The organism is Pseudomonas sp. HN8-3 (genome assembly GCF_020790195.1).
GTDB lineage: Bacteria > Pseudomonadota > Gammaproteobacteria > Pseudomonadales > Pseudomonadaceae > Aquipseudomonas > Aquipseudomonas synxantha_A.
Map to the genome: position 1 here is coordinate 1,100,792 of NZ_CP086206.1, position 21,328 is coordinate 1,122,119.

General features: G+C 58.1%; 13 protein-coding genes. 10 read left to right on the top strand and 3 right to left on the bottom strand.

Translation table 11 applies throughout. From position 1 onward, the window contains the following. Nucleotides 1-417: 417 nt before the first annotated feature. A complete protein-coding gene (yaaA, locus tag LJX92_RS04890; protein ID WP_032877684.1) occupies nt 418-1,197 on the bottom strand; it encodes a peroxide stress protein YaaA in 780 nt (259 codons plus the stop codon). 120 nt (nt 1,198-1,317) lie between these two features. Here yaaA and LJX92_RS04895 point away from each other — a divergent pair, with 120 nt between their 5' ends. The 8 genes from LJX92_RS04895 (at nt 1,318) to LJX92_RS04930 (ending at nt 16,405) form a co-directional block, all read left to right on the top strand. Further along, nucleotides 1,318-2,442: a polysaccharide deacetylase family protein gene (locus LJX92_RS04895; protein WP_078820329.1), complete on the top strand. Its 1,125-nt coding sequence runs from the start codon at nt 1,318-1,320 to the stop codon at nt 2,440-2,442. A 340-nt stretch (nt 2,443-2,782) separates the two neighbouring features. Beyond that, the gene (locus LJX92_RS04900; protein WP_032877681.1) at nt 2,783-4,177 is read left to right on the top strand and encodes a PhoH family protein; all 1,395 of its coding nucleotides are present in this window, start codon (nt 2,783-2,785) and stop codon (nt 4,175-4,177) included. Between the two features lie 299 nt (nt 4,178-4,476). Continuing rightward, the gene (locus tag LJX92_RS04905) at nt 4,477-8,205 is read left to right on the top strand and encodes an autotransporter domain-containing protein (RefSeq protein WP_228309363.1); all 3,729 of its coding nucleotides are present in this window, start codon (nt 4,477-4,479) and stop codon (nt 8,203-8,205) included. Between the two features lie 124 nt (nt 8,206-8,329). Next, a complete protein-coding gene (gene moaC / locus LJX92_RS04910; RefSeq protein ID WP_032877677.1) occupies nt 8,330-8,803 on the top strand; it encodes a cyclic pyranopterin monophosphate synthase MoaC in 474 nt (157 codons plus the stop codon). Continuing rightward, a complete protein-coding gene (moaD, locus tag LJX92_RS04915; RefSeq protein ID WP_032877676.1) occupies nt 8,800-9,042 on the top strand; it encodes a molybdopterin converting factor subunit 1 in 243 nt (80 codons plus the stop codon). The genes moaC and moaD overlap by 4 nt, the downstream gene beginning before the upstream one ends. A gap of 2 nt (nt 9,043-9,044) precedes the next feature. Then, nucleotides 9,045-9,497 (top strand): molybdopterin synthase catalytic subunit MoaE, encoded by a 453-nt coding sequence (gene moaE, locus LJX92_RS04920; protein WP_228309364.1) that lies wholly within the window; start codon nt 9,045-9,047, stop codon nt 9,495-9,497. A gap of 129 nt (nt 9,498-9,626) precedes the next feature. Beyond that, nucleotides 9,627-11,642 (top strand): hypothetical protein, encoded by a 2,016-nt coding sequence (locus LJX92_RS04925; RefSeq protein ID WP_228309365.1) that lies wholly within the window; start codon nt 9,627-9,629, stop codon nt 11,640-11,642. 35 nt (nt 11,643-11,677) lie between these two features. Beyond that, nucleotides 11,678-16,405, top strand: coding sequence for an RHS repeat domain-containing protein (locus LJX92_RS04930; protein WP_228309366.1), 4,728 nt, complete (start codon nt 11,678-11,680; stop codon nt 16,403-16,405). 65 nt (nt 16,406-16,470) lie between these two features. Here the strand turns inward: LJX92_RS04930 and rhlB are convergent, their stop codons facing one another. Together rhlB and LJX92_RS04940 are read right to left on the bottom strand one after the other, a co-directional pair. Then, on the bottom strand, nt 16,471-17,937 hold the full coding sequence (rhlB, locus tag LJX92_RS04935; RefSeq protein WP_103733357.1) for an ATP-dependent RNA helicase RhlB: 1,467 nt from the start codon (nt 17,935-17,937) through the stop codon (nt 16,471-16,473). 95 nt (nt 17,938-18,032) lie between these two features. Beyond that, the gene (locus LJX92_RS04940; protein WP_228309367.1) at nt 18,033-18,689 is read right to left on the bottom strand and encodes an alpha/beta hydrolase; all 657 of its coding nucleotides are present in this window, start codon (nt 18,687-18,689) and stop codon (nt 18,033-18,035) included. Between the two features lie 346 nt (nt 18,690-19,035). Here LJX92_RS04940 and LJX92_RS04945 point away from each other — a divergent pair, with 346 nt between their 5' ends. Then, on the top strand, nt 19,036-20,067 hold the full coding sequence (locus LJX92_RS04945; RefSeq protein ID WP_032877669.1) for an amino acid ABC transporter substrate-binding protein: 1,032 nt from the start codon (nt 19,036-19,038) through the stop codon (nt 20,065-20,067). 72 nt (nt 20,068-20,139) lie between these two features. After that, a complete protein-coding gene (locus tag LJX92_RS04950; protein ID WP_228309368.1) occupies nt 20,140-21,321 on the top strand; it encodes an amino acid ABC transporter permease in 1,182 nt (393 codons plus the stop codon). Nucleotides 21,322-21,328: the final 7 nt, after the last annotated feature.

Sequence of the window (21,328 nt, forward strand, 5' to 3'; positions counted from 1 at the left end):
TTTATGACAACTTGGCTACTTCCGTTGGTCGTTATGTAAGTCATCTCTTACGTAAGCAGAGAATTTCGTTACCGGTGGTATGAGCGGTGCATCAGGACGAAGTTCCTGGCCGCTCATCCTGTTTCCGGAAATTTCTTGAAATATTAGAAAAGATGGCACTGGCACTATAGTGATAGCACTTGCTATTTAGGCCAGTAGTTATGGGGAGTTGGTACGCGTAGATAGTTTTGTGCCACTACTGATTAAAAAAAGTGGTGCCACTACGAAAAAAACCGACGAGTGTCGAGTGAATAAATCGTTAGGGTTATGTATGGATGTTTTTCTGGCGCCAAATAAATGACGATTTATGGTTTGGAATACAAAAAAAATGTGGGAGGGGGCTTGCTCCCACATTTGATCCGCAGTGTCTGTGCAGCCTTACTCCGGTGCGTGATCGCGCAAAAACACCAGGTTATCCGGCTTGGACTGCTCCGCATTGAAGCGATAGCCCTGCACATCGAACTGCTTGAGCTTGGCCGGATCGTTGATGCGTTCTTCAATCACAAAGCGGCTCATCATGCCCCGGGCCTTTTTCGCGTAGAAGCTGATGATCTTGTACTGGCCGTTCTTCAGGTCCTTGAACTCGGTGTTGATGATCCGCGCGTTCAGGGCCGTGCGCTTGACCGCCGAGAAGTACTCATTGGACGCCAGGTTGAGCAGCACATCGTCGCCTTGTGCGGCCAGGGCCTCATTCAACCATTCGCTGATGCGGGTGCCCCAGAACGCGTAAAGGTCCTTGCCCCGGGCGTTGGCCAGCTTGGTGCCCATCTCCAGGCGATACGGCATCATCAGGTCCAGCGGGCGCAGCAGGCCGTACAGGCCTGAGAGCATACGCAGGTGGTCCTGGGCATAGCTGAAATCGGCATCGCTGAAGGTCTCGGCGTTCAGGCCGGTATACACGTCGCCCTTGAAAGCCAGCAGCGCCTGCTTGGCGTTGGCCGAGGTGAAGGCGGGCGTCCAACTGCCGAAGCGGGCGGCGTTGAGGCCACCGATCTTGTCGGAGACGTGCATCAACTCGCTGATTTGCGCCGGACTCAGTTCGCGCAGCTGTTCTATAAGCTCCTGGGAATGGTCCAGGTATTGCGGTTGAGTAAAGCGCGCAGTGACCGGCTTGGACTCGAAATCGAGGGTTTTGGCGGGGGAAATCACCATCAGCATGAAGTTGGCTCCTGGAATCGTGGGCGAGATTCTAGGGGTTGGGGCGTTTGGACTCCACCTATGATGGCGATAGATGCGATCCGCTATGATGGGCGGTAACTCTGGAAAGGAAGACCCCGTGTGCGATTAGCGCTTTTATTGTCGGCTTGCCTGCTGTGCGTCACCGCCCAAGCGGCGCCGGTGGATGTCGCCAGCCTAGACCGTAGCACCTGGCCGGAAAAACTCAGCAGCCCGGCGCTGTTCGATGTGGCTTCGCGGGCAGAAATCCTGATGTTTGCCCACGGCCTGCTTGCCAGCGAAGCCTTGGACGAAAGCGCGCTCAAGCAACGCCTGGGGCTGAAGATCATCAACCTGGCGGCCATCGACGACCTGCGCCGCCAGCTCTGGCAACGGCTGTTGGAGAACTACAGCTTCGCCCAGCAAAGCTGCGAGGAAGATGCTTCGTTCTGCTACCTGGTGGAAAACATGGACGACCTGCGCGAGCAGGCCGGCAAGTTCGAGGTCAGTGACAACTCGTTCTATATAGGCTGGGCCGCACCCAGCCGGCACTTTCATGAGCGCTATCTGGATGAGCTGCTGCGCAAGGCTGCGCTGTTCCCGCAGATCAGCAGCGAAGTGGCGCGTTTCGGCGACCATGAGCGCAATGGCGACGAGCTCAACGATCGCATGTTCCTGCTGACCTTCGACGGCGGCCCGGCGTTGGTGGGCGGTAATACCGACTGGCTCACCGACTACCTGCGCAAGCAGAAGATGAACGCCACGTTCTTCGCCCTCGGCAGCAGTTTGCAAAGCCGTGTGGAGCGCAGTTCTGTCGCGGATGTGCAGGCGCTGTACCAAGGGCAGTGCGTAGGTATCCAGGGTTGGCAATACCGTTCCCATAGCCATTGGGTCGACTGGCAAAGCTCCATCACCCGCAGTGCCGCGCTGGTACAGAACCTGATGCCGGAAAACTATGTGCCGCTGTTCCGACCGCCTTATGGGCAGCGTCGTGCGGACAGCCAGGGGTTCTTCCAGCAGCAGGGTTTGCAGGTGGCGTTGTGGGACATCGATTCCCAGGACGATCCGGGCAAACTCAAGGCCGAGGAATCGGCGCAGCGGGTGCTGACGCTGATGCTGCTGTGGCGCAAAGGCGTAATTGCGTTTCACGACACCCAGGACAAGGCGCGGGTGGCAATACCGATAGTGTTGCAGGCAACGGCGCAGAGTGGTTTGGGTTGGCAGGAGTGTCGCGAGGCATTTCGCTGAAAATCCCCGGCCCCGTTGGGGATGAGGCATTTCTGGGGTGATTTGCTGCGACATTTCGATGCAGGCAGACTTCCGACTTTAACGGGGTGGCTGGCACTCGGCTAGTGCTATTCGTCATCCTGAAAAATAAACTTCAAAAAAGCGTCAAAGTGCTTTTTCCTGTCATGGGTTTTGCGGTATTACGAAGTCAGACCGCCGAACCCTGCAACACAGGTGGCGTCTTCCAAGACTCCTCATGTGGGCACTGCACTTGACGTCACTCAGGTGTGGTCGGTGGTCGAATCGAGGCGCAGCACCGCCCAGGTATTGCGTCGACTGGCTCCCACAAAGGTGACCGAGTATGGATGATCATGGACGTACCCCTTCTTCCGACCAGCCAATCCTTTACGTGCTTGATACCAACGTATTGATCCACGATCCAAACGCACTGCTTAACTTCGAAGAACACCACGTCGCCATCCCGATGATCGTGCTTGAGGAGCTCGACAAACTCAAAAGCGGCCACCACAGCGTCGCCGCCGAATGCCGCCAGGCCATCCGTCTGATCGACAAGACCCTGGGCGAAGCCTCGCCCGAGGACGTTGAGGTCGGTGTGCCGATCCAGCGTGGCAAAAGCGGGCCCAAGGGCTTGCTGTCGATCCTGATGAGCAAGCGCAGCGAGCCCAACAGCCTGCTGCCGGAAAACCTGAACGACAACAAAATCATCAACCAATTGATCGACCTGCACGCTCGCGACAAGGACCTGCGCGTAGTGCTGGTGACCAAAGACATCAATATGCGCCTCAAGGCACGAGCGTGTGGGATCGCTGCCGAGGACTACAGCACCGACCAGCTAGTCGACGACGTGTCGATGCTGTCGCGGGGTTATCACATGATGACCGGTTCGTTCTGGGACCGTGTCAGCAAGGTCGAGACCCGTCAGGACCATGGCCGCACCTGGCACCAAGTACAGCTGATCGACAACCTGCCGGCCGTGCATATCAATGAATTCATCGTCGACGAACAAGGCTTCGTGGGCTGGATCAAAGAGATCCAGGTCGACAAGCTGCTGATTCTCGACCTGCATCAGGAACCCCTGTTGCACCAGGAAGCCTGGGGCCTGAAACCGCGTGATATCTACCAAAGCCTGGCGCTGTACGCGCTGCTCGACCCGGACATCCACTTGGTCAACCTGACCGGCGCCGCAGGCTCGGGCAAAACCATCCTCGCCCTGGCCGCTGCCATCGAACAGACCATGGTGACCAAGCGCTACCGCCGCATCATCGCCACGCGCAGCGTGCAGGGCCTGGACCAGGAAATCGGCTTTTTGCCCGGCACCGAAGCGGAAAAAATGGAGCCGTGGCTGGGGGCGATCACCGACAACCTCGAAGCCTTGCACATGGATGACGAAAACACCCATGGCAGCGTCGATTACATCCTCAGCAAAGTGCCGTTGCAGTTCAAATCCCTCAACTACATCCGAGGTCGCAGCTTCCAGCAGAGCCTGATCCTGATCGATGAATGCCAGAACCTTACCCCGCACCAGATGAAAACCATCATCACCCGTGCCGGCGCCGGTTCCAAAGTGGTGTGCCTGGGCAACCTGGCACAGATCGACACCCCTTACCTGTCCGCGACCAGCTCCGGGCTGACCTACCTGACGGAACGTTTCAAAGACTTCCCCAACGGCGTGCATATCGCGCTGCAAGGGGTGCCTCGTTCGATTCTGGCTGAATACGCCGAGTCCCACCTGTAACTAACAAGTGGCTAAATGCCACGAACCGCCCCGGATGTTTCACGAAATCCGGGGTTTTTGTTGTGTGCGACATTTGCCTGCGATAACGCGCCCTGGGTGCTTGTGGTTTTTGTAATTATTTTGTTACATTTTTTCTCGCGGTAGAAATAATAAAAACACTCCACAACCCGTCGGAGCGCCACCTCCTTGATTCGACGAACCTTTTGAAGACCTATCTAGGGTTTTCACCGTGACCCTGCCTATTACAAAAGCCCGAAATATCGCTCATTGACGACGCACATATCCAAAGGGAAAGGAAAATGGACGTAGCAGGTAATGGCTTCACTTTGTCGCAACGCAAGCACGCCACTCGTTTAAAGCAGATACCCCTGACACCTATCGCGCTCGGTCTGGCCCTCTGGCTGGGCCAGGGCTCATTGGCCTGGGCGGACGACAATCCCTACACCTCCCAGGTACTGGAGTCGGCATTTCGCAAAGCCGTCGCCTCGTTCGGCCCCGACACTGAGGTGTACAAGAACCTGCGGTTTGCCTACGCGGATATCGTCGACCTGGCGGCCAAGGACTTCGCCGCCCAGTCCGGCAAGTTCGATTCGGCCCTCAAGCAAAACTACGAGCTGCAACCGGAAAACCTCACCATCGGCGCCATGCTCGGCGATACCCGGCGACCGCTGGACTACACCTCGCGCCTGGATTACTACCGCAGCCGGCTGTTCAGCAACAATGGTCGCTACACCACCAATATTCTCGATTTCTCCAAGGCCATCATCGCCAACCTGCCGGCCGCCAAGCCCTATACCTACGTAGAGCCGGGTGTGAGCAGCAATCTCACTGGGCAACTGAACGCCGGGCAATCCTGGGCTGGCGCAACCCGTGACTGGAGCGCCAACGCGCAAACCTGGAAAACCCCGGAAGCCCAGGTCAACTCCGGCCTGGACCGCACCAACGCGTATTACGCCTATGCCCTGGGCATCACCGGCAAGGGTGTGAATGTCGGCGTGCTCGACTCGGGCATCCTTACCCGGCACTTCGAGTTTCAGGGCAAGAATGCCCTGGGCCAGGACCGGGTACAGGCGGTGACATCCACTGGCGAGTACTACGCCACCCATCCGCGTTACCGTCTTGAAGTGCCCAGCGGCGAGTTCAAGCAGGGTGAGCATTTCAATATCTCCGGGGAATATGACCCGGCGTTCAACGATGGCCACGGGACGGAAATGTCCGGTGTGCTCGGCGCCAATCGCAACGGCACCGGTATGCACGGCATTGCCTTCGATGCGAATATCTTTGTCGCCAACACCGGCGGCAGCGACAACGATCGGTACCAAGGCTCCAACGACCTCGACTACAACGCGTTCATGGCCAGCTACAACGCCCTGGCGGCGAAGAACGTGTCGATCGTCAACCAGAGCTGGGGGCAAAGCTCGCGCGATGACGTGGAGAACCACTTTGGCAATGTCGGCGACAGCGCCGCGCAAAACCTGCGTGACATGACCGCCGCCTATCGCCCGTTCTGGGACAAGGCCCACGCCGGGCACAAAACCTGGATGGACGCCATGGCCGACGCGGCCCGCCAGAACACCTTTATCCAGATCATCTCGGCGGGCAACGACAGCCACGGTGCCAACCCGGACACCAACGCCAACCTGCCATTTTTCAAGCCGGATATCGAAGGCAAGTTCCTCGCGATCACCGGCTATGACGAGACCAGCGCCCAGGTCTACAACCGCTGCGGCACCTCGAAGTGGTGGTGTGTAATGGGCGTATCGGGCATCCCGTCTGCCGGGCCTGAGGGCGAAATCATCCCGAATGCCAATGGTACCTCCGCGGCGGCGCCGAGCGTTTCCGGAGCCTTGGCCTTGGTGATCCAGCGCTTTCCCTACATGACCGCCAGTCAGGCGCGGGATGTGTTGCTCACCACCTCCAGCCTGCAGGCGCCGGACGGTGCGGACACGCCCGTGGGCGAGCTGACGGGAGGGCGCACCTACGACAACCTGCAACCGGTGCATGATGCCGCGCCGGGAACGCCGCAAGTGCCGGGTGTGGTCAGCGGATGGGGTTTGCCCAATCTGCAAAAAGCGATGCAAGGGCCGGGGCAGTTCCTTGGCGCCGTGGCGGTGGCCTTGCCTACCGGTACCCGCGATATCTGGGCCAACCCGATTTCCGATGAAGCCATTCGTGCCCGCCGTGTGGAAGATGCTGCCGAGCAGGCCACCTGGGCGGCGACCAAGCAGCAGAAGGGCTGGCTCAATGGCCTGCCCACCAATGCCTCGGCCGATGATCAGTTCGAATACGAGATCGGCCATGCCCGGGAACAGGCGACGCTCACTCGTGGCCAGGACTTGCTCACCGGCGCCACTTACGTCGGTAGCCTGGTCAAGTCCGGTGACGGCGAGTTGGCGCTGGAAGGCCAGAACACCTATTCAGGCAGCACCTGGGTGCGCGGTGGCAAATTGTCGGTGGACGGTGCGTTGACCTCTGCCGTGACGGTGGATGGCAGTGCCGTGGGCACGCGTAATGCGGACAACGGCGTAGTGACCACAGTGGGCGGCACCCTGGCCGGCACCGGCACGGTGGGCGCCTTGACCGTCAACAATGGCGGGCGCGTGGCACCAGGGCATTCGATTGGCACGCTGCGTACCGGCGACGTGACCTTCAACCCTGGCTCGGTGTATGCCGTCGAAGTCGGTACCAGTGGCCGCAGCGACCAAATCCAGAGCAGCGGGGTTGCAACCCTCAATGGCGGTGTGGTGACCGTGTCTTTAGAGAACAGCCCCAACCTGCTGTCCGCCACTGAGGCGCGTAGCTTGTTGGGCCAGCAGTTCAACATTCTCAGCGCCAGCCAGGGTATCAATGGCCAGTTTGCGGCGTTCGCACCCAACTACCTGTTCATCGGCACGCAACTCGCTTACCAACCGAACCAACTGACCCTGGCGATAGCGCGCAACCAGACCACCTTCGCCAGCGTCGCGCAAACCCGCAACGAACGGGCTGTAGCGACAGCGGCGGAGAAGCTGGGCGCCGGCAACCCGGTTTACGAAAGCCTGTTGGCTTCCGACTCCGCTGCCCAGGCTCGGGATGCATTCAAGCAATTGTCGGGGCAGCTGCATTCTGATGTTGCGGCGGCGCAAATGGCCGACAGTCGATACCTTCGCGAAGCGGTCAATGCTCGTCTGCAACAGGCCCAGGCACTGGATTCCAGCGCGCAGATCGATAGCCGTGACAACGGCGGCTGGGTGCAGCTGCTCGGTGGGCGCAATAACGTCAGCGGTGACAACAACGCCAGTGGCTACTCTTCGTCCACCAGTGGGGTGTTGCTGGGGCTGGATACCGAGGTCAGCGACGGCTGGCGCGTGGGGGCGGCGACCGGTTATACCCAGAGCCACCTCAATGGCCAGTCGGCTTCGGCGGACAGCGACAACTATCACCTGTCGGTGTATGGCGGTAAGCGCTTCGAGGCGATCGCCTTACGCCTGGGCGGCGCTACCACCTGGCACCGTCTGGATACTTCGCGGCGGGTTGCTTACGCCAACCAGTCGGACTATGCCAAGGCCGATTACAATGCGCGCACCGACCAAGTGTTTGCCGAGATCGGCTACACCCAATGGAACCCATTCGAACCCTTCGCCAACCTCACGTACCTGAACTACCAGAGCGATTCGTTCAAGGAAAAAGGCGGCGCCGCTGCTTTGCACGCCAGCAAGCAAAGCCAGGACGCGACGCTATCTACGGTGGGCCTGCGTGCGCATACGCAGTTGCCGCTCAGCTCCACCTCGGCAGTGACGTTGCGCGGTGAGCTGGGTTGGGAGCATCAGTTCGGTGCTACCGATCGCGAAGCCTCGCTGAAGTTTGCCGGCAGCGACACTGCTTTTGCCGTTAATAGCGTGCCCGTCGCCCGGGACGGCGCGGTGATCAAGGCCAGTGCGGAAATGGCCTTGACCAAAGACACCCTGGTGTCGCTGAACTACAGCGGCTTGCTGTCCAGTCGCGGTAACAACAACGGGATCAACGCCGGGTTTACCTTCCGTTTCTAACCCGGCAGCGGTGTCCTGTGGCGAGGGAGCTTGCTCCCGCGCCACAGTCATCTATGGAATAAACAGCCCTGCGCAAATTTGACCCACAGGTTTACAATCGCTGCTCCTGATCAGGAGTATTGCTGTGCTGACTCATCTCGATTCCCAAGGTCGTGCCCATATGGTCGACGTCACCGACAAAGCCGTGACGTTCCGTGAGGCCGTGGCCGAAGCTCGGGTGCGCATGTTGCCCGAAACCCTGACAATGATTGTCGACGGCGCCCACCCCAAGGGCGACGTATTTGCGGTGGCCCGCATTGCCGGGATCCAGGCGGCGAAAAAAACCAGTGACTTGATCCCCCTGTGCCACCCGCTGATGCTCACCGGGGTCAAGGTCGAACTGCGCGCCGATGGCGTGGATGCCGTGCATATCCTGGCGCGCTGCAAACTCTCAGGCCAGACCGGCGTGGAGATGGAGGCATTGACTGCCGCCAGCGTCGCGGCACTGACGATCTACGACATGTGCAAGGCCGTGGACCGTGGCATGACCATCGAAAGCATTCGCCTGCTGGAAAAGCTTGGCGGTAAAAGCGGGCATTTCAAGGCGGACCCGGTATGAGCATCAACGTATTGTTTTTTGCCCGTTACGCCGAAGCGGTAGGCTTTGACTCTCTGGAGATGGAGGGTGATTTCGCTACCGTCGATGCTGTGCGCCTGGCGCTGGCCGCTGACCCGGAGTTTGCAGTGCTCAACGAGAGCAGCCTGATGTGCGCACGCAATGAAGAACTGTGCGGCCTTGATGAACCGGTGCAAGCGGGTGACGAAGTCGCATTTTTCCCGCCCGTAACCGGAGGCTGAGCATGACCATTCGTGTGCAGGTCGAAGCCTTTGATCCGGGCGCCGAAGTCAACGCCATGCACGCGGCCAATGTGGGCGTAGGCGCGGTGGTGAGTTTTGTCGGTTATGTGCGTGACTTCAATGACGGGCGCGAGGTGTCGGGGATGTTTCTTGAACACTACCCCGGCATGACCGAAAAAGCCCTGACCAAGATCGTCTTGGAAGCCGAGCAGCGTTGGCCGTTGCTCAAGTTGGAGGTGCTGCATCGCATCGGCACGCTGGAGCCGGGAGAGCCGATTGTGTTTGTCGCTGTGGCCAGTGCGCATCGGCAGGCGGCCTTTGATGCGTGTGCGTTTGTGATGGATTACCTGAAGACGCGGGCGCCGTTTTGGAAGAAGGAAAATACCCCGGACGGCCCGCGTTGGGTGGAAGGGCGGCACAGTGATCATGCGGCGGCGGATCGCTGGAAGCCATAGCTTATACAGGGCTGCTAACCGATAGCGATATTAAAAATGGATCTATCGAACTGTCAGATCTGACAGTTGTTTCGCCTCCCCTCTGCAGGTTCTGATGGTATCAGGGCTAACTTAATGAAGGGGTGGGACATGGTCGCGCAACCAAGCAAGTGCCGTTTGTCGAGGTTCAGCATCAGTCGTCCTGCCAATACGGAGGCGGCGAATGGGCTCTATGCCAACGGACGCCATCAGTGTGAAGTCCTCATTGACGTTATTAAAGAAGTCAGTGGCGCTGGCGACGAGTGGGTCCGTGTGCACTTAACTGATGAGGAGCGCGCCAGTGTCACCCTTGTTGAATGGTCAGAACATGGCAATCAAACGCTCGCTCCCGGGTGGAGCTGCGATGTAGAAAAAAATCAATTCACTCTTGGACTTTGGCGGGACAAATCACAGCAGCAGGAACCGATCAACGACTTGGTAGAGCGTGTTGAGCGTTCCTCAGAAGCTCCTATCAAGCGCTACTTGCGTTGCGACCCGGGCGCACCCATCGGGCCAGCAGTATTTATGGCGTGTGTGACGATTGAAAGTTGTATTTACACAACTTACAGCTTCAGAGATGAAGCTGCTCTTGAGTCTTTTGTCACCCTTAGCCCGGTCCGTCCCATGAGCTGGGATGCAGACGATATGGATCTCTATGTAGATTATCTTGCCTACTCCAGTGCACCGCCTTATCGCACGTCGGTGGATGTTTACTACTGGACACCTCCAGGCGGCTTGTGGGTGGTAAAAAACATGGGCTTTGATAGTCCGCTGAGTTTGCCTGGGGAGGGTAAGGATTTTCAGAGCGTTTTATCGTGGCATTCACCTCTTGATAACACTTCTTCAAGTAGGGTGGGAACATTTATAAATAAGGACGAGTTGGACTCGACACTTCATCTGCATGAGATTTATGCAGGGCTTCCTGCGCCATCGCCAAACCCCTTGATACCGTTTAACAAAAGACCGACTGTGCTGCGTGCGATCAGGTTGAAGTCTGCGCTGGTGCCTGCGAGTCGCGACACCAAGAGTTTTTGGCGGGTATTGGATAACTATGGCAATGAGCAAAAGTTTTTAGTGAAACAGATAGATTCAATGAACCTGCCTGGCGTTCCATTTTTTAAATTGACCGGTGAGATCGTTCGGACGCTGAGGGTCACTCATTTTAAAATCATGTTGCCCGGTGGCGGGACTTTTACCGATGAGCTGTATGCCAATAGTCGTCATCAATGCAAGGTGGTTGTTGAGGTTGCTATTGAACAGCGACAAACCGATGGGCATTGGCTGCCTGTCAGGCTTTCGGAAGCGGAGCGTAATGGCTTGACCGTTACGCTCTACTCGCCAAATGTCAATGAGCCGCTTCCAGAAGGTTGGAGCTGTGATAAGGAGAAAAACGTTTACGATACGGGTCTCTGGCGTACACGTATCGATGAGGTAAGGCCGGATCAAAAACCAGAGGCCGTGGCCGGGCACGCTCAGCGACAAGTCGAGATCGTAGATCGCTATTTACGTGTGGATCCGAGTGTGCCCATCGACGAGCGCAGATTCATGGCGTCTATCGAGATAAGTGGTGTGACTTACACGACTAACTACAGTGATGGTGATGTTGCATTTGACTCGTATGTGGTTGTTCGCCCGGTACGGCTTTATCAGTTGCGCGTAGAGAATCTGACTAGATACCATGATAAGGATGCCTATCATGATGAATATTACGATGTTGATGTTTACTACTGGTCTCCACCAGCAGGATTGCACTTTCTTGTGAACAAAGGCCTCGATGCGCCATTGTCAGTTATTAAGGAAGGTCTGAATTTTCAGACATCATATTTTAATAAGATGGGGGCTGGGTATTATTATAAAGGTGGGGTAGTGATCAATAAAGATATTATTGGTCCGGTGGTTGTGCTCGATGATATTGTTCTAGGTGCGCCTCATGGGAATGAAAAAGTTATTTGGTTTAATATGCGGCCTACCATAATGCGTGCTGTTGTAGCTCGCGTGACGGCGCCATCACCAGGGTCTGGTGATACGGAAAGTCAATGGCGCCTTTTGGATAATTATGGCTGTGAGCATGTTTTTAGATTACGGAAGTTTTGGGACGGGCTTGAACTTGAATTGGTGGACGGTTAGTTGAATGATATTCATGTTTGGTGATGAGGTTTTGTATGGATATTTATTCTCAGGCGTTCAATTTTGATACCCGTTTTGGCGCTGGAGTAGACCCACGCACCGGCCAATACTTTTGTCGAATTCAGTTGGCCACCTTATACCCGCAAGGCCCGCTGGAGGTCAGTAGAACGATCGCGCTGTCATTCTCCATGATGAACATCGAGTCGGGTGTTTATGGGACTGGCTGGCGGATCAGCAATACCGAGTTTGATAGCGCTCGTTCTATGCTCACGCTGCTTACCGGCGAGCAATTCAAAACCCAGAGCCTGCCCTCTGCGGGCGGAACACTGGTGATCAAGGATCGCAAGCTTGCCGACCTGGTGGTCCAGCGGCCCGATGCCACGACGCTTCATGTGATTTACAAGGACGGTACCGTCGAGATATTGAAGCGTACGGGCAGCACCACGCCCTATCGTATTGATGCTATCCAGTTTGAAAACGGTGAGCGTCTGAAATGGGAGTACGCGCCGGGTGGTTCTCTTGAGCGTATTCTGGATCATGATCAGCAAGTGCTGCTGTTGTTGACCTATTCCAATGGGCGCTTGGTACGCAGTGATACGCGAGTCGACGGAGGACGTTATGCGCGTATCACCTTCACCCAATCGAACGCTCGGCTGACCGGTTTTAGCGCCCCTTATGACAGTCGCGAATCGCCTCCCAGTGCAAGCTATATATTGGAGTGGCAAGCCTTTCGTAACGGCATGATTGCTATCAAGCGCGTGCGCTCACCGATGGGTGGTGACGAGTTGATCAACTACGCCGAAAACGGCCATCAGTATGCCAATGGTCAATACATCCCTCGCGTCACCAGTTGGGTCCATACACCCGCTGCCGGTCAGCCCGGCATGTCACGTACCTATAGTTACAGCCCAAGCAGGAATTTCACTGGCTATCCCTTTTCAGGCGGTTTTCGTGAGGGCGAAGACAACCTGTACCTGATAGGCAGTAAGTATGACTATTGGACGGAAGAGACCCGCATCGATAACACAACCCATGAGGCACCGCTGAGCGTTACGCGTACCACCTACAACAAATTCCACCTGCTGGCCGAGGAACAGGTCCTGCGCGAAGGCACCCTGACTACCAGGACCATTGAATATAACGTGAGCCCAGGGCTCTTCCCGGACCAGCCTCCCAACCTCCAGCTGCCAAAAATTCTCACCACGTGTTACGCGTTGGTGGCGGGTGGTGCGGAACGGGTGGTCAAGCTCGAGAGTGAGACTGACGACTACGGTAACGAGCTAAGCCGTACTGAGGCCTCCGGGGTTCGCATTGAATACAGCTATTACCCGATCAAAGGCGAGGCGGGTAAATGCCCGGCCGACCCTCATGATTTGTTTCAGCGTTACGTCAAGCAAGAGCGCCTTATCCCCGCGGAAGGCACGCCTGCCGCCCGACTCACCGAGTACACCCATACCCGTGTGCCACATATGGGTAGCAGCTACTTTGTCGTGCAGGAGTCGGTCACTCAGGCTGGTGTATTCAGCACACAGCAAACCTACTACGACACGCCAGCCGAGCTGGTTGGCCGGTTGAAAAGCACCACGTCTACCATTGATGGCCTGCAATTAGTCAGCAATTACGATTACACCGTCACCGGCGACACGCTGAGCGAAACTCGCCGGCTATTGGGGCGTGAGGGCCACTGGCTGGAGTCAGTGCGCACGCACTCTCTGGTCGACAGGCGCTTACTGTTGATGAGCCGGGACGGAGGGGCAACGCTGGTCACCGCGTACGATGTCGCAGGACGATTGACGGCGCAGACAGCCTCGCCAGGTGAGCCGCAGGAGGCCAGCCGTTGTTTTGTTTATCACTATGCAGCGTCAGGGAAACGCGCTCATTTGGTGATGACTGATGCGCAAGGCCGCAGTACCGTCACTTACTTCGACGGGGCAGGACGGCCAGTTGCCGAGGCATTGTTACTGGAGAATGGCGCAAAGGAGCAGCCCCTCGGGACCTGGCGCTACGATGCCCTTGGGCAAACGGTGGAACGGACTCATATTGATTATCTGCCGGATGGCGAGCGTGTATTGACCACCGGCTACGCTTATAACGCGTGGGGCAACGCCTGCCGTGTAAGCCGTGCCGATGGCAGCGTGGCGATCGATGAATATGACCCAAGGCTGCACCTGCGTGTAACGGGGGGCGAGGGCGGCGAGCTCCTGGAAACCTATCTGAATGCTCATCATCAGCCGTTTCTGGTAAACCGGGTGGACGCCCTGGGGCAGGTCACTGAAGTGGAGTCATCCCTCTATGACGGCCTGGGGCGCTGCCTGTCACGGGTGGACGTGGACAAGCATCGCACCGTTTACACCTATGACCTGTTCGACCGCGTGTTGACCACCCTCCACACGCCCTCGGATGGCAGCCCTGCGCGGCTGCGCACGGTGGCCTATGCGCATGGAACCAGCGAGTCGCTGCCCAGTTCAATCAGTATCGATGACAAGCAGGTGGGATCGCGCACCTACGACAGCCTGGGGCGTTTGACTGCTCAGTCCAGGGGCACGGCACCCGCCACCACTTGGCACTATGAGACAAACTGGACCGAACCTGTCGCCGTGGTCTCGGGCAGTGGGCACCGTCAGCAATGGACCTACGACAAGCAGTTGAGCACACCAGGCACGGTCAAAATGGCGGGGCACACGGATAGGCAGTACCGGCATGATCCGGTCAGTGGTCAGCCGACCTATTCAGAAAGCGGCGCGCTCAAACATGAGTTATTCCATGATGTGAACGGCTACCCGGAAAAAGAGATACAGACGGTCCTCGGTAGGCCGCAGACCACGCAGTATGGTTATTCAATCGGCGGGCGTATGTTGCAACACACCACGGATGATGGGCAGCGTAGCGACTTTGAATATGACTCCCTGGGCAGGGTTTTCACGATGACTGCTGGGACGGTAGTCATTGAACAGCGCTATGACATGTTTGCGCGACCAGATGTACTGACCACTCGCTACGCCGATACTGAGGTGGTCACACAGGTGAGTTACGACACCTTGGGGCGGGAGGCGCAGCGGCGCTTTTTGCACAATGGCGTGCTGCTACACGTCATGAGCAGCACTTATCATCCCAACAGCCTGCTGGCCAGTCGCATTGTGCGTGACGCAGCCTCTGAATTGGTGATGGGGGAGACCTTTACCTATGACGCCTTCCTGCGGCTCAAGGATTATGGCTGCGAGGGGCGTGAACATCCCCGGGATTGGCTGGGGCGCGACATCGTTGGGCAGCAATTCAGCTTCGACAGCCTGGATAACATCACAGGCGTCGTGACGACTTTCGCTGACGGCACGCAGGACATCAGCGAGCGGTTTTTCACCGACGCAGATCCCACGCGCCTGACCCGTGTGACCCACTCCAACCCTTTGCAGGATGATGCCCTGACCTATGATGCGGCGGGTAACTTGACCGGGGGGCCAGCAGGGCGAACGTACACCTATAACGGCTATGACCAGTTGACCTGCGTGCAGGAAGGTTCCCAGCAGTGCAGCTACCAGTACGATGCCGAGTCTCGACAAGTCGTGGCGACACGTGACAATGAATCACCGGTGGCCATGGTCTATGCGGCGGATCATCTGGATAGGTTGGTGCAGGGCAGTAGAAAACTGCGTTACTTCAATGTTGGGGGCCAAGTGCAGGCGCGTACCGGTGGCGTCGAGGGGCCGCAGCTGCATCTGAATGACGGTGCCGGTACCGTGCGCGGCGTGGTGGCGCCTGGGCAAGCGCCTGTACAGCGTCATTACGCTCCGTATGGCGAGGGCCAGGTTGTGCCGCAGGACGGCAATGTGCGATCGATGGCGGATCTGCAACTGCCGGCGTTTAACGGCGAGCGTCTGGATGCGGCGGTCGGCCTTTACCATTTGGGCGCGCGTGCCTATGACCCGCGCTTGATGGTATTTCTTTCGGCTGATCCATTGGCGCCTTTTGATGAGGGTGGGATTAACAGCTACGCCTACTGCGCTGGTAACCCGATCAACCTCATCGACCCGAGTGGGCTTTTTCCAAAGTGGCTGGCTTGGGTGCTGACCGGGGTTGCGCTGGCCTTATCGGTGGTGGCGTTCAAGGTTGCAGTGGTCGGGATGGCGGCGGCGCTCGCTAAAGGGGGGGTAAAGGCGGCAAATATTCTGGGCGTCATCGCTACGGGCTCTAGCTCGGTAGGCGGCACGCTGGGGATTACAGGGCTGAGTATCGAGGCCGTCGACAAGCAAATGGGGTGGGATCGTTCGCAGCACATCAAGAACCTTGGATGGGCGTCTTTCGGGTTCTCCAGTGTTGGCGTTGTTGCCAGTGTCGGCCTTTCTGTCACATTGGGGGCTAAAGCTTTTGCAGCCGCAGCGGGCAGGTCATCTGAAAAGACCATTGGATTCTTCTCCAGCCCCCTCGGCAGCGGGCTCGTTGCGGCAGGCAAAAACGCGACGGGGTTGTCTTACTCGCTCGCTGTCCCCGCCAAGATAACCACTGCCAGTCAACTTTTCGGCGGTGCCCGCTCGGTACTCAGATGGACTAACTTCGGTCGTGGCTTGGATGCGCGAATCAAGAGCCTGCAAGCTCAGCCATCGGCCGACGACGAGCAGTCACAGCGCCAGCAGCAGCCACAGCCGCGCCCCATAAGCCTGGGGCTGGCAGACATGCCGGGGAGCAGTTTTCAGTTCTATGGGGAATTTCGAAAAGAGACTATGCGTGTTCGTCAGCCTGTCTGGAGTGACCTGGGCGATAGTGACTGATCAGGACAAGACAGTGGGCGCATAAAAAATGCCAGTCAGGCTCGATGACTGGCATTGGTTCAACCTTACGGCCGTTTGCGTTCTACAGCTCGCAGCAAGTGCGTCGGCGGTGTCTCACAGCTGATCTTGCGCCCCAGCAGCGTCTCGATTGACGGCAACTGATACGAGTCATCCTCCCCGGCAAAGCTGATCGACACACCCGCCGCGCCCGCGCGCCCGGTACGCCCGATGCGGTGCACATAGTCGTCCGGCACTTCCGGCAAGGTGAAGTTGATCACGTGGCTGATGCCGTCGATATGAATACCGCGACCGGCTACATCGGTAGCCACCAACACGCGGATCTTGCCTTCGCGGAAGCCTTCCAGGGTCTTGATGCGCTTGTGCTGCGGCACGTCGCCCGACAGTTGCGCAGCATTGACGCCGTCGCGCACAAGGCGTTCTTCGATGCGGCGCACTTCGTCCTTGCGGTTGGCAAAGACCATCACGCGTTCCCAGCCATTGTCGTTGACCAGGTTGTAGAGCAGCTTGTACTTGTCGGCACCGGCCACGGCGTAGATGTGTTGCTCGACGTTTTCGCTGGCGACGTTCAGCGCCTCGATCTCGACGATGGACGGGTCGGTGGTCCACTGCTTGGCGAGGTTCATCACGTCTTCGGTGAAGGTTGCGGAGAACAGCAGGGTCTGGCGCTCGGTTTTCGGCGGAGTCTGGCGAATGATCTGGCGCACTTGCGGGATAAAGCCCATGTCGAGCATCCGGTCGGCTTCGTCCAGCACCATTACTTCGACCATATCCAGGTGTACGTCGCCGCGCTGGTTGAAGTCCAGCAGGCGGCCCGGGGTGGCAACCAAAATGTCGCAGTGGCGGGCTTCGAGGTGCTTGAGCTGTTTGTCGAAATCCATGCCACCGACGAACGTCATCACGTTGAGGCCGGTGTACTTGGTCAGGTCGGCGGCGTCCTTGGCGATCTGCACCACCAGCTCCCGGGTCGGGGCGATGATCAGCGCGCGCGGTTCACCCATGTAGCGCTCTTTGGGCGGCGGCGTTTGCAGCAGCTGGGTGATGATCGAGATCAGGAATGCGGCGGTCTTGCCGGTACCGGTCTGGGCGCGGCCGATGGCGTCTTTGCCCGCCAGGGTGAAGCCCAGCACCTGCGCCTGGATCGGCGTGCAGTACGGGAAGCCCAGGTCCTGGATGGCGTGCATCAGTTCTGGGGCCAGCTTGAAGTCGTGGAAGCGGGTTTTGCCTTCCTGGGGTTCGACGACGAAGTCTTCGAGTTTCCACGGGGTCACCGGCGGCTTGGGCGCGCGTTCGCGACGAGGTTTGGCCGCAGGTGCTGGGGCGGCCTCGGCAGGCGTTACCTGTTCAGGCGGCGTCACCGTGGGTTTTTTCGGTGAGGCGGCAGGCGCGGTCCGGCCAGGCTGTGGACCGTCATTGCGGTTGCCGGGCTTCGGGGCAGGAGCACTGGGAACAGGCGCGAGCGGCTCAGCCTCGCTTTTGCCGAACATCTTCTTGAGTGCTTTGAGCACGGTCATCTCATTAATTGGTTAAGGAATGTACGCCGGCCAGTGTAATGCAAGAATCGGGCGCGGCGTAGTGCGTCTGTCATACGGCTACATAAACGCGGGTTTCAGCGCAGGCGCTCAGCCAGCCAGGTGCCGATATCGCGTATCTCTTCGGGTAACACTTCGTGGCCCATTGGGTATTCCTGCCATGTCACGGTGACACCACGGCTCTTTAAATGCTCGTAGGCGCTACGACCCATGGCGTTCTGCACCACTTCATCGTACTGGCCGTGCAGGCAGAGGGCGGGAGTGCGTTGCTGGCTGGCGGACAACTCCAGCTCATCGTCAAAGGTCGGTGCATACGTGGAGAGGGCAATTACGCCACCCAATGGACCTTCCCAGTGTTTGAACGCCGTGTGGAAAACCACTGCGCCACCCTGGGAGAAACCCGCGAGAAAAATTCGCGAAGCGTCTATTCCGGTTCTCTTTTGTGCCTCGATCAAATCCGTGACCATGTTGGCCGAGGTTTCCAGTTCTTCCAGGCTGATCGAACGTGCCGGGCTCATGGCCTTGATGTCGTACCAGCTCGGCATCTCATAACCGCCGTTGATGGTCACCGGGCGCATCGGCGCCTGGGGCAAAACGAAGCGGGTGGTCAGCAAGCTTTCCTGCAGCGCCTCGGCCACCGGCAGGAAGTCGTAGCGATCGGCACCCAGGCCATGCAACCAGATAACGCAGGCGTCTGCGGGCTTGGCGGGCTGAAGAATCAAGGGGTCGGTCATGTCTGCTCCATATATGTGCGCACGCTTGGATTGGGGGCGTCGGGACGGTGCGCGACAGGTTGATCTGTTAAGAGAATGTCGCAAGGTTGAATCTTTTACCACTGAACAGGACGGGCAGCGACTCGGCCAGCACTCTGGTACGCGCCTTGCTATGTGTAGGTGGATGTCAGAACTCTCCCAGGGCGGTAACACTATCAGTGACTGCCGCCGGTGGGAAAGCAACTGGAATTACCGCAAAAACCTCATGCTGCTTGACCCCAAAAAAAGCTAACACGGGTCGATATCGCCTCATAAGGGTGCGCTGAGGTTGGAGCTTGGACACAACAAGAGCAACTGGAGGTATGTAATGAAGGTATTGAAGTCCACCCTGGCCATCGTCACAGCGGCGGCTGTACTGGGTGTCAGTGGTTTAGCCCAGGCGGGTGCCACCCTGGATGCCGTGCAGAAAAAAGGCTTTGTGCAATGCGGCGTAAGTGACGGCTTGCCGGGTTTCTCGGTGCCGGATGCCAGCGGCAAGATCCTCGGGATTGACGCTGACTACTGCCGTGCCGTGGCCGCTGCGGTTTTTGGTGACGCCACCAAGGTCAAGTTCAGCCAGTTGAACGCCAAGGAGCGTTTCACCGCGCTGCAATCGGGCGAAGTCGACATCCTGTCGCGCAACACCACCATGACCAGTTCCCGCGATGCGGGCATGGGCCTGAAATTCCCGGGCTTCATCACCTACTACGACGGCATCGGCTTTCTGGTCAACAACAAGCTCGGCGTGAAAAGTGCCAAGGAACTGGACGGTGCAACCATCTGCATCCAGGCGGGTACTACCACTGAGCTGAACGTTTCCGACTACTTCCGCGCCAACAACCTCAAGTACACCCCGATCACCTTCGACACGTCTGATGAAAGCGCCAAGTCGCTGGAGTCCGGGCGTTGCGACGTGCTGACTTCCGACAAGTCGCAACTGTTCGCCCAGCGCAGCAAGCTGGCGGCGCCGAAAGACTATGTGGTGCTGCCGGAAACCATTTCCAAGGAGCCACTGGGTCCGGTGGTGCGTAACGGTGACGACGAGTGGCTGGCTATCGTGCGCTGGGTGGGCTACGCCATGCTCAACGCCGAAGAGGCCGGTGTGACGTCGAAGAACGTTGAAGCTGAGGCCAAGTCCACCAAGAACCCCGACGTTGCGCGTCTGCTCGGTGCCGACGGCGAATACGGCAAAGACCTGAAAGTGAAGAAGGATTGGGTCGTACAGATCGTCAAGCAAGTGGGTAACTACGGCGAAATGTTCGAGCGCAACCTGGGCAAGAGCACCCCGCTGGAAATCGACCGTGGCCTGAACGCGCTGTGGAACAACGGCGGTATCCAGTACGCACCTCCTGTGCGCTGATCGCTGATGGTTCTATCACCCGGTGGGCCAACCGCCGGGTGATGTTCTGTTCCATTCCTTGCGGGGCATTCCATGCAAAATCTCATCGGCGCACCCAAGCAGAAGCTCAGCTTCAGCGATCCCAAAGTGCGCGCGTGGCTCTTCCAGATCATCACCATTGTGGCGGTGGTCTCGCTGGGCTGGTACCTGTTTCACAACACCCAGACCAACCTGCAACACCGGGGCATCACCTCCGGCTTCGACTTTCTTGAGCGCAGTGCCGGCTTTGGCATCGCGCAGCATTTGATCGACTACACCGAATCGGACAGCTACGCCCGGGTGTTTGTGATCGGCTTGCTCAATACCTTGCTGGTGACGGTCATTGGTGTGGTGCTGGCAACCCTGCTCGGTTTCATCATCGGCGTGGCGCGCCTGTCGCCCAACTGGATGATCAACAAGCTGGCGACGGTCTATGTGGAAGTTTTCCGCAACATTCCGCCGCTGCTGCAGATTCTGTTCTGGTATTTCGCGGTGTTCCTGACCATGCCGGGGCCGCGCAACAGCCATAACTTTGGTGACATGTTCTTCGTCAGCAGCCGCGGCCTGAACATGCCGGCGGCGCTGGCGGCCGATGGGTTCTGGCCGTTTGTCGCCAGCGTGGTGGTCGCTATCGTGGCTATCGTGCTGATGACCCGCTGGGCCAACAAGCGCTTTGAAGCGACAGGCGTACCGTTCCATAAATTCTGGACGGGCCTGGCGCTATTGATTGTGATCCCGACGTTGTGCGGGTTGATCTTCGGCGCACCGCTGCATTGGGAAATGCCCAGGCTTGCCGGCTTCAACTTCGTCGGCGGCTGGGTACTGATTCCGGAACTGCTGGCATTGACCCTGGCACTGACCGTGTACACGGCGGCCTTCATTGCGGAGATCGTGCGTTCGGGCATCAAGTCCGTCAGCCATGGCCAGACTGAAGCGGCACGCTCGCTGGGCCTGCGCCCGGGGCCTACGCTACGCAAGGTCATCATCCCGCAAGCCTTGCGCGTGATCATTCCCCCGTTGACCAGCCAATACCTGAACCTGGCGAAAAACTCCTCGTTGGCCGCTGGTATCGGTTATCCGGAAATGGTTTCGCTGTTTGCCGGCACGGTGCTCAATCAGACCGGCCAGGCCATCGAAGTCATTGCCATCACCATGAGCGTGTACCTGGCGATCAGCATCAGCATTTCCCTGCTGATGAACTGGTACAACAAGCGCATTGCGCTGATCGAGCGGTGAGGAAACG

Excerpts from the sequence above, each read along its gene's own strand:
- yaaA (WP_032877684.1), bottom strand. The coding sequence starts at position 1,197 with ATGCTGATGGTGATTTCCCCCGCCAAAACCCTCGATTTCGAGTCCAAG.
- LJX92_RS04900 (WP_032877681.1), top strand. The coding sequence starts at position 2,783 with ATGGATGATCATGGACGTACCCCTTCTTCCGACCAGCCAATCCTTTAC.
- LJX92_RS04905 (WP_228309363.1), top strand. The coding sequence starts at position 4,477 with ATGGACGTAGCAGGTAATGGCTTCACTTTGTCGCAACGCAAGCACGCC.
- moaD (WP_032877676.1), top strand. The coding sequence starts at position 8,800 with ATGAGCATCAACGTATTGTTTTTTGCCCGTTACGCCGAAGCGGTAGGC.
- moaE (WP_228309364.1), top strand. The coding sequence starts at position 9,045 with ATGACCATTCGTGTGCAGGTCGAAGCCTTTGATCCGGGCGCCGAAGTC.
- LJX92_RS04925 (WP_228309365.1), top strand. The coding sequence starts at position 9,627 with ATGGTCGCGCAACCAAGCAAGTGCCGTTTGTCGAGGTTCAGCATCAGT.
- LJX92_RS04930 (WP_228309366.1), top strand. The coding sequence starts at position 11,678 with ATGGATATTTATTCTCAGGCGTTCAATTTTGATACCCGTTTTGGCGCT.
- rhlB (WP_103733357.1), bottom strand. The coding sequence starts at position 17,937 with ATGACCGTGCTCAAAGCACTCAAGAAGATGTTCGGCAAAAGCGAGGCT.
- LJX92_RS04940 (WP_228309367.1), bottom strand. The coding sequence starts at position 18,689 with ATGACCGACCCCTTGATTCTTCAGCCCGCCAAGCCCGCAGACGCCTGC.
- LJX92_RS04945 (WP_032877669.1), top strand. The coding sequence starts at position 19,036 with ATGAAGGTATTGAAGTCCACCCTGGCCATCGTCACAGCGGCGGCTGTA.
- LJX92_RS04950 (WP_228309368.1), top strand. The coding sequence starts at position 20,140 with ATGCAAAATCTCATCGGCGCACCCAAGCAGAAGCTCAGCTTCAGCGAT.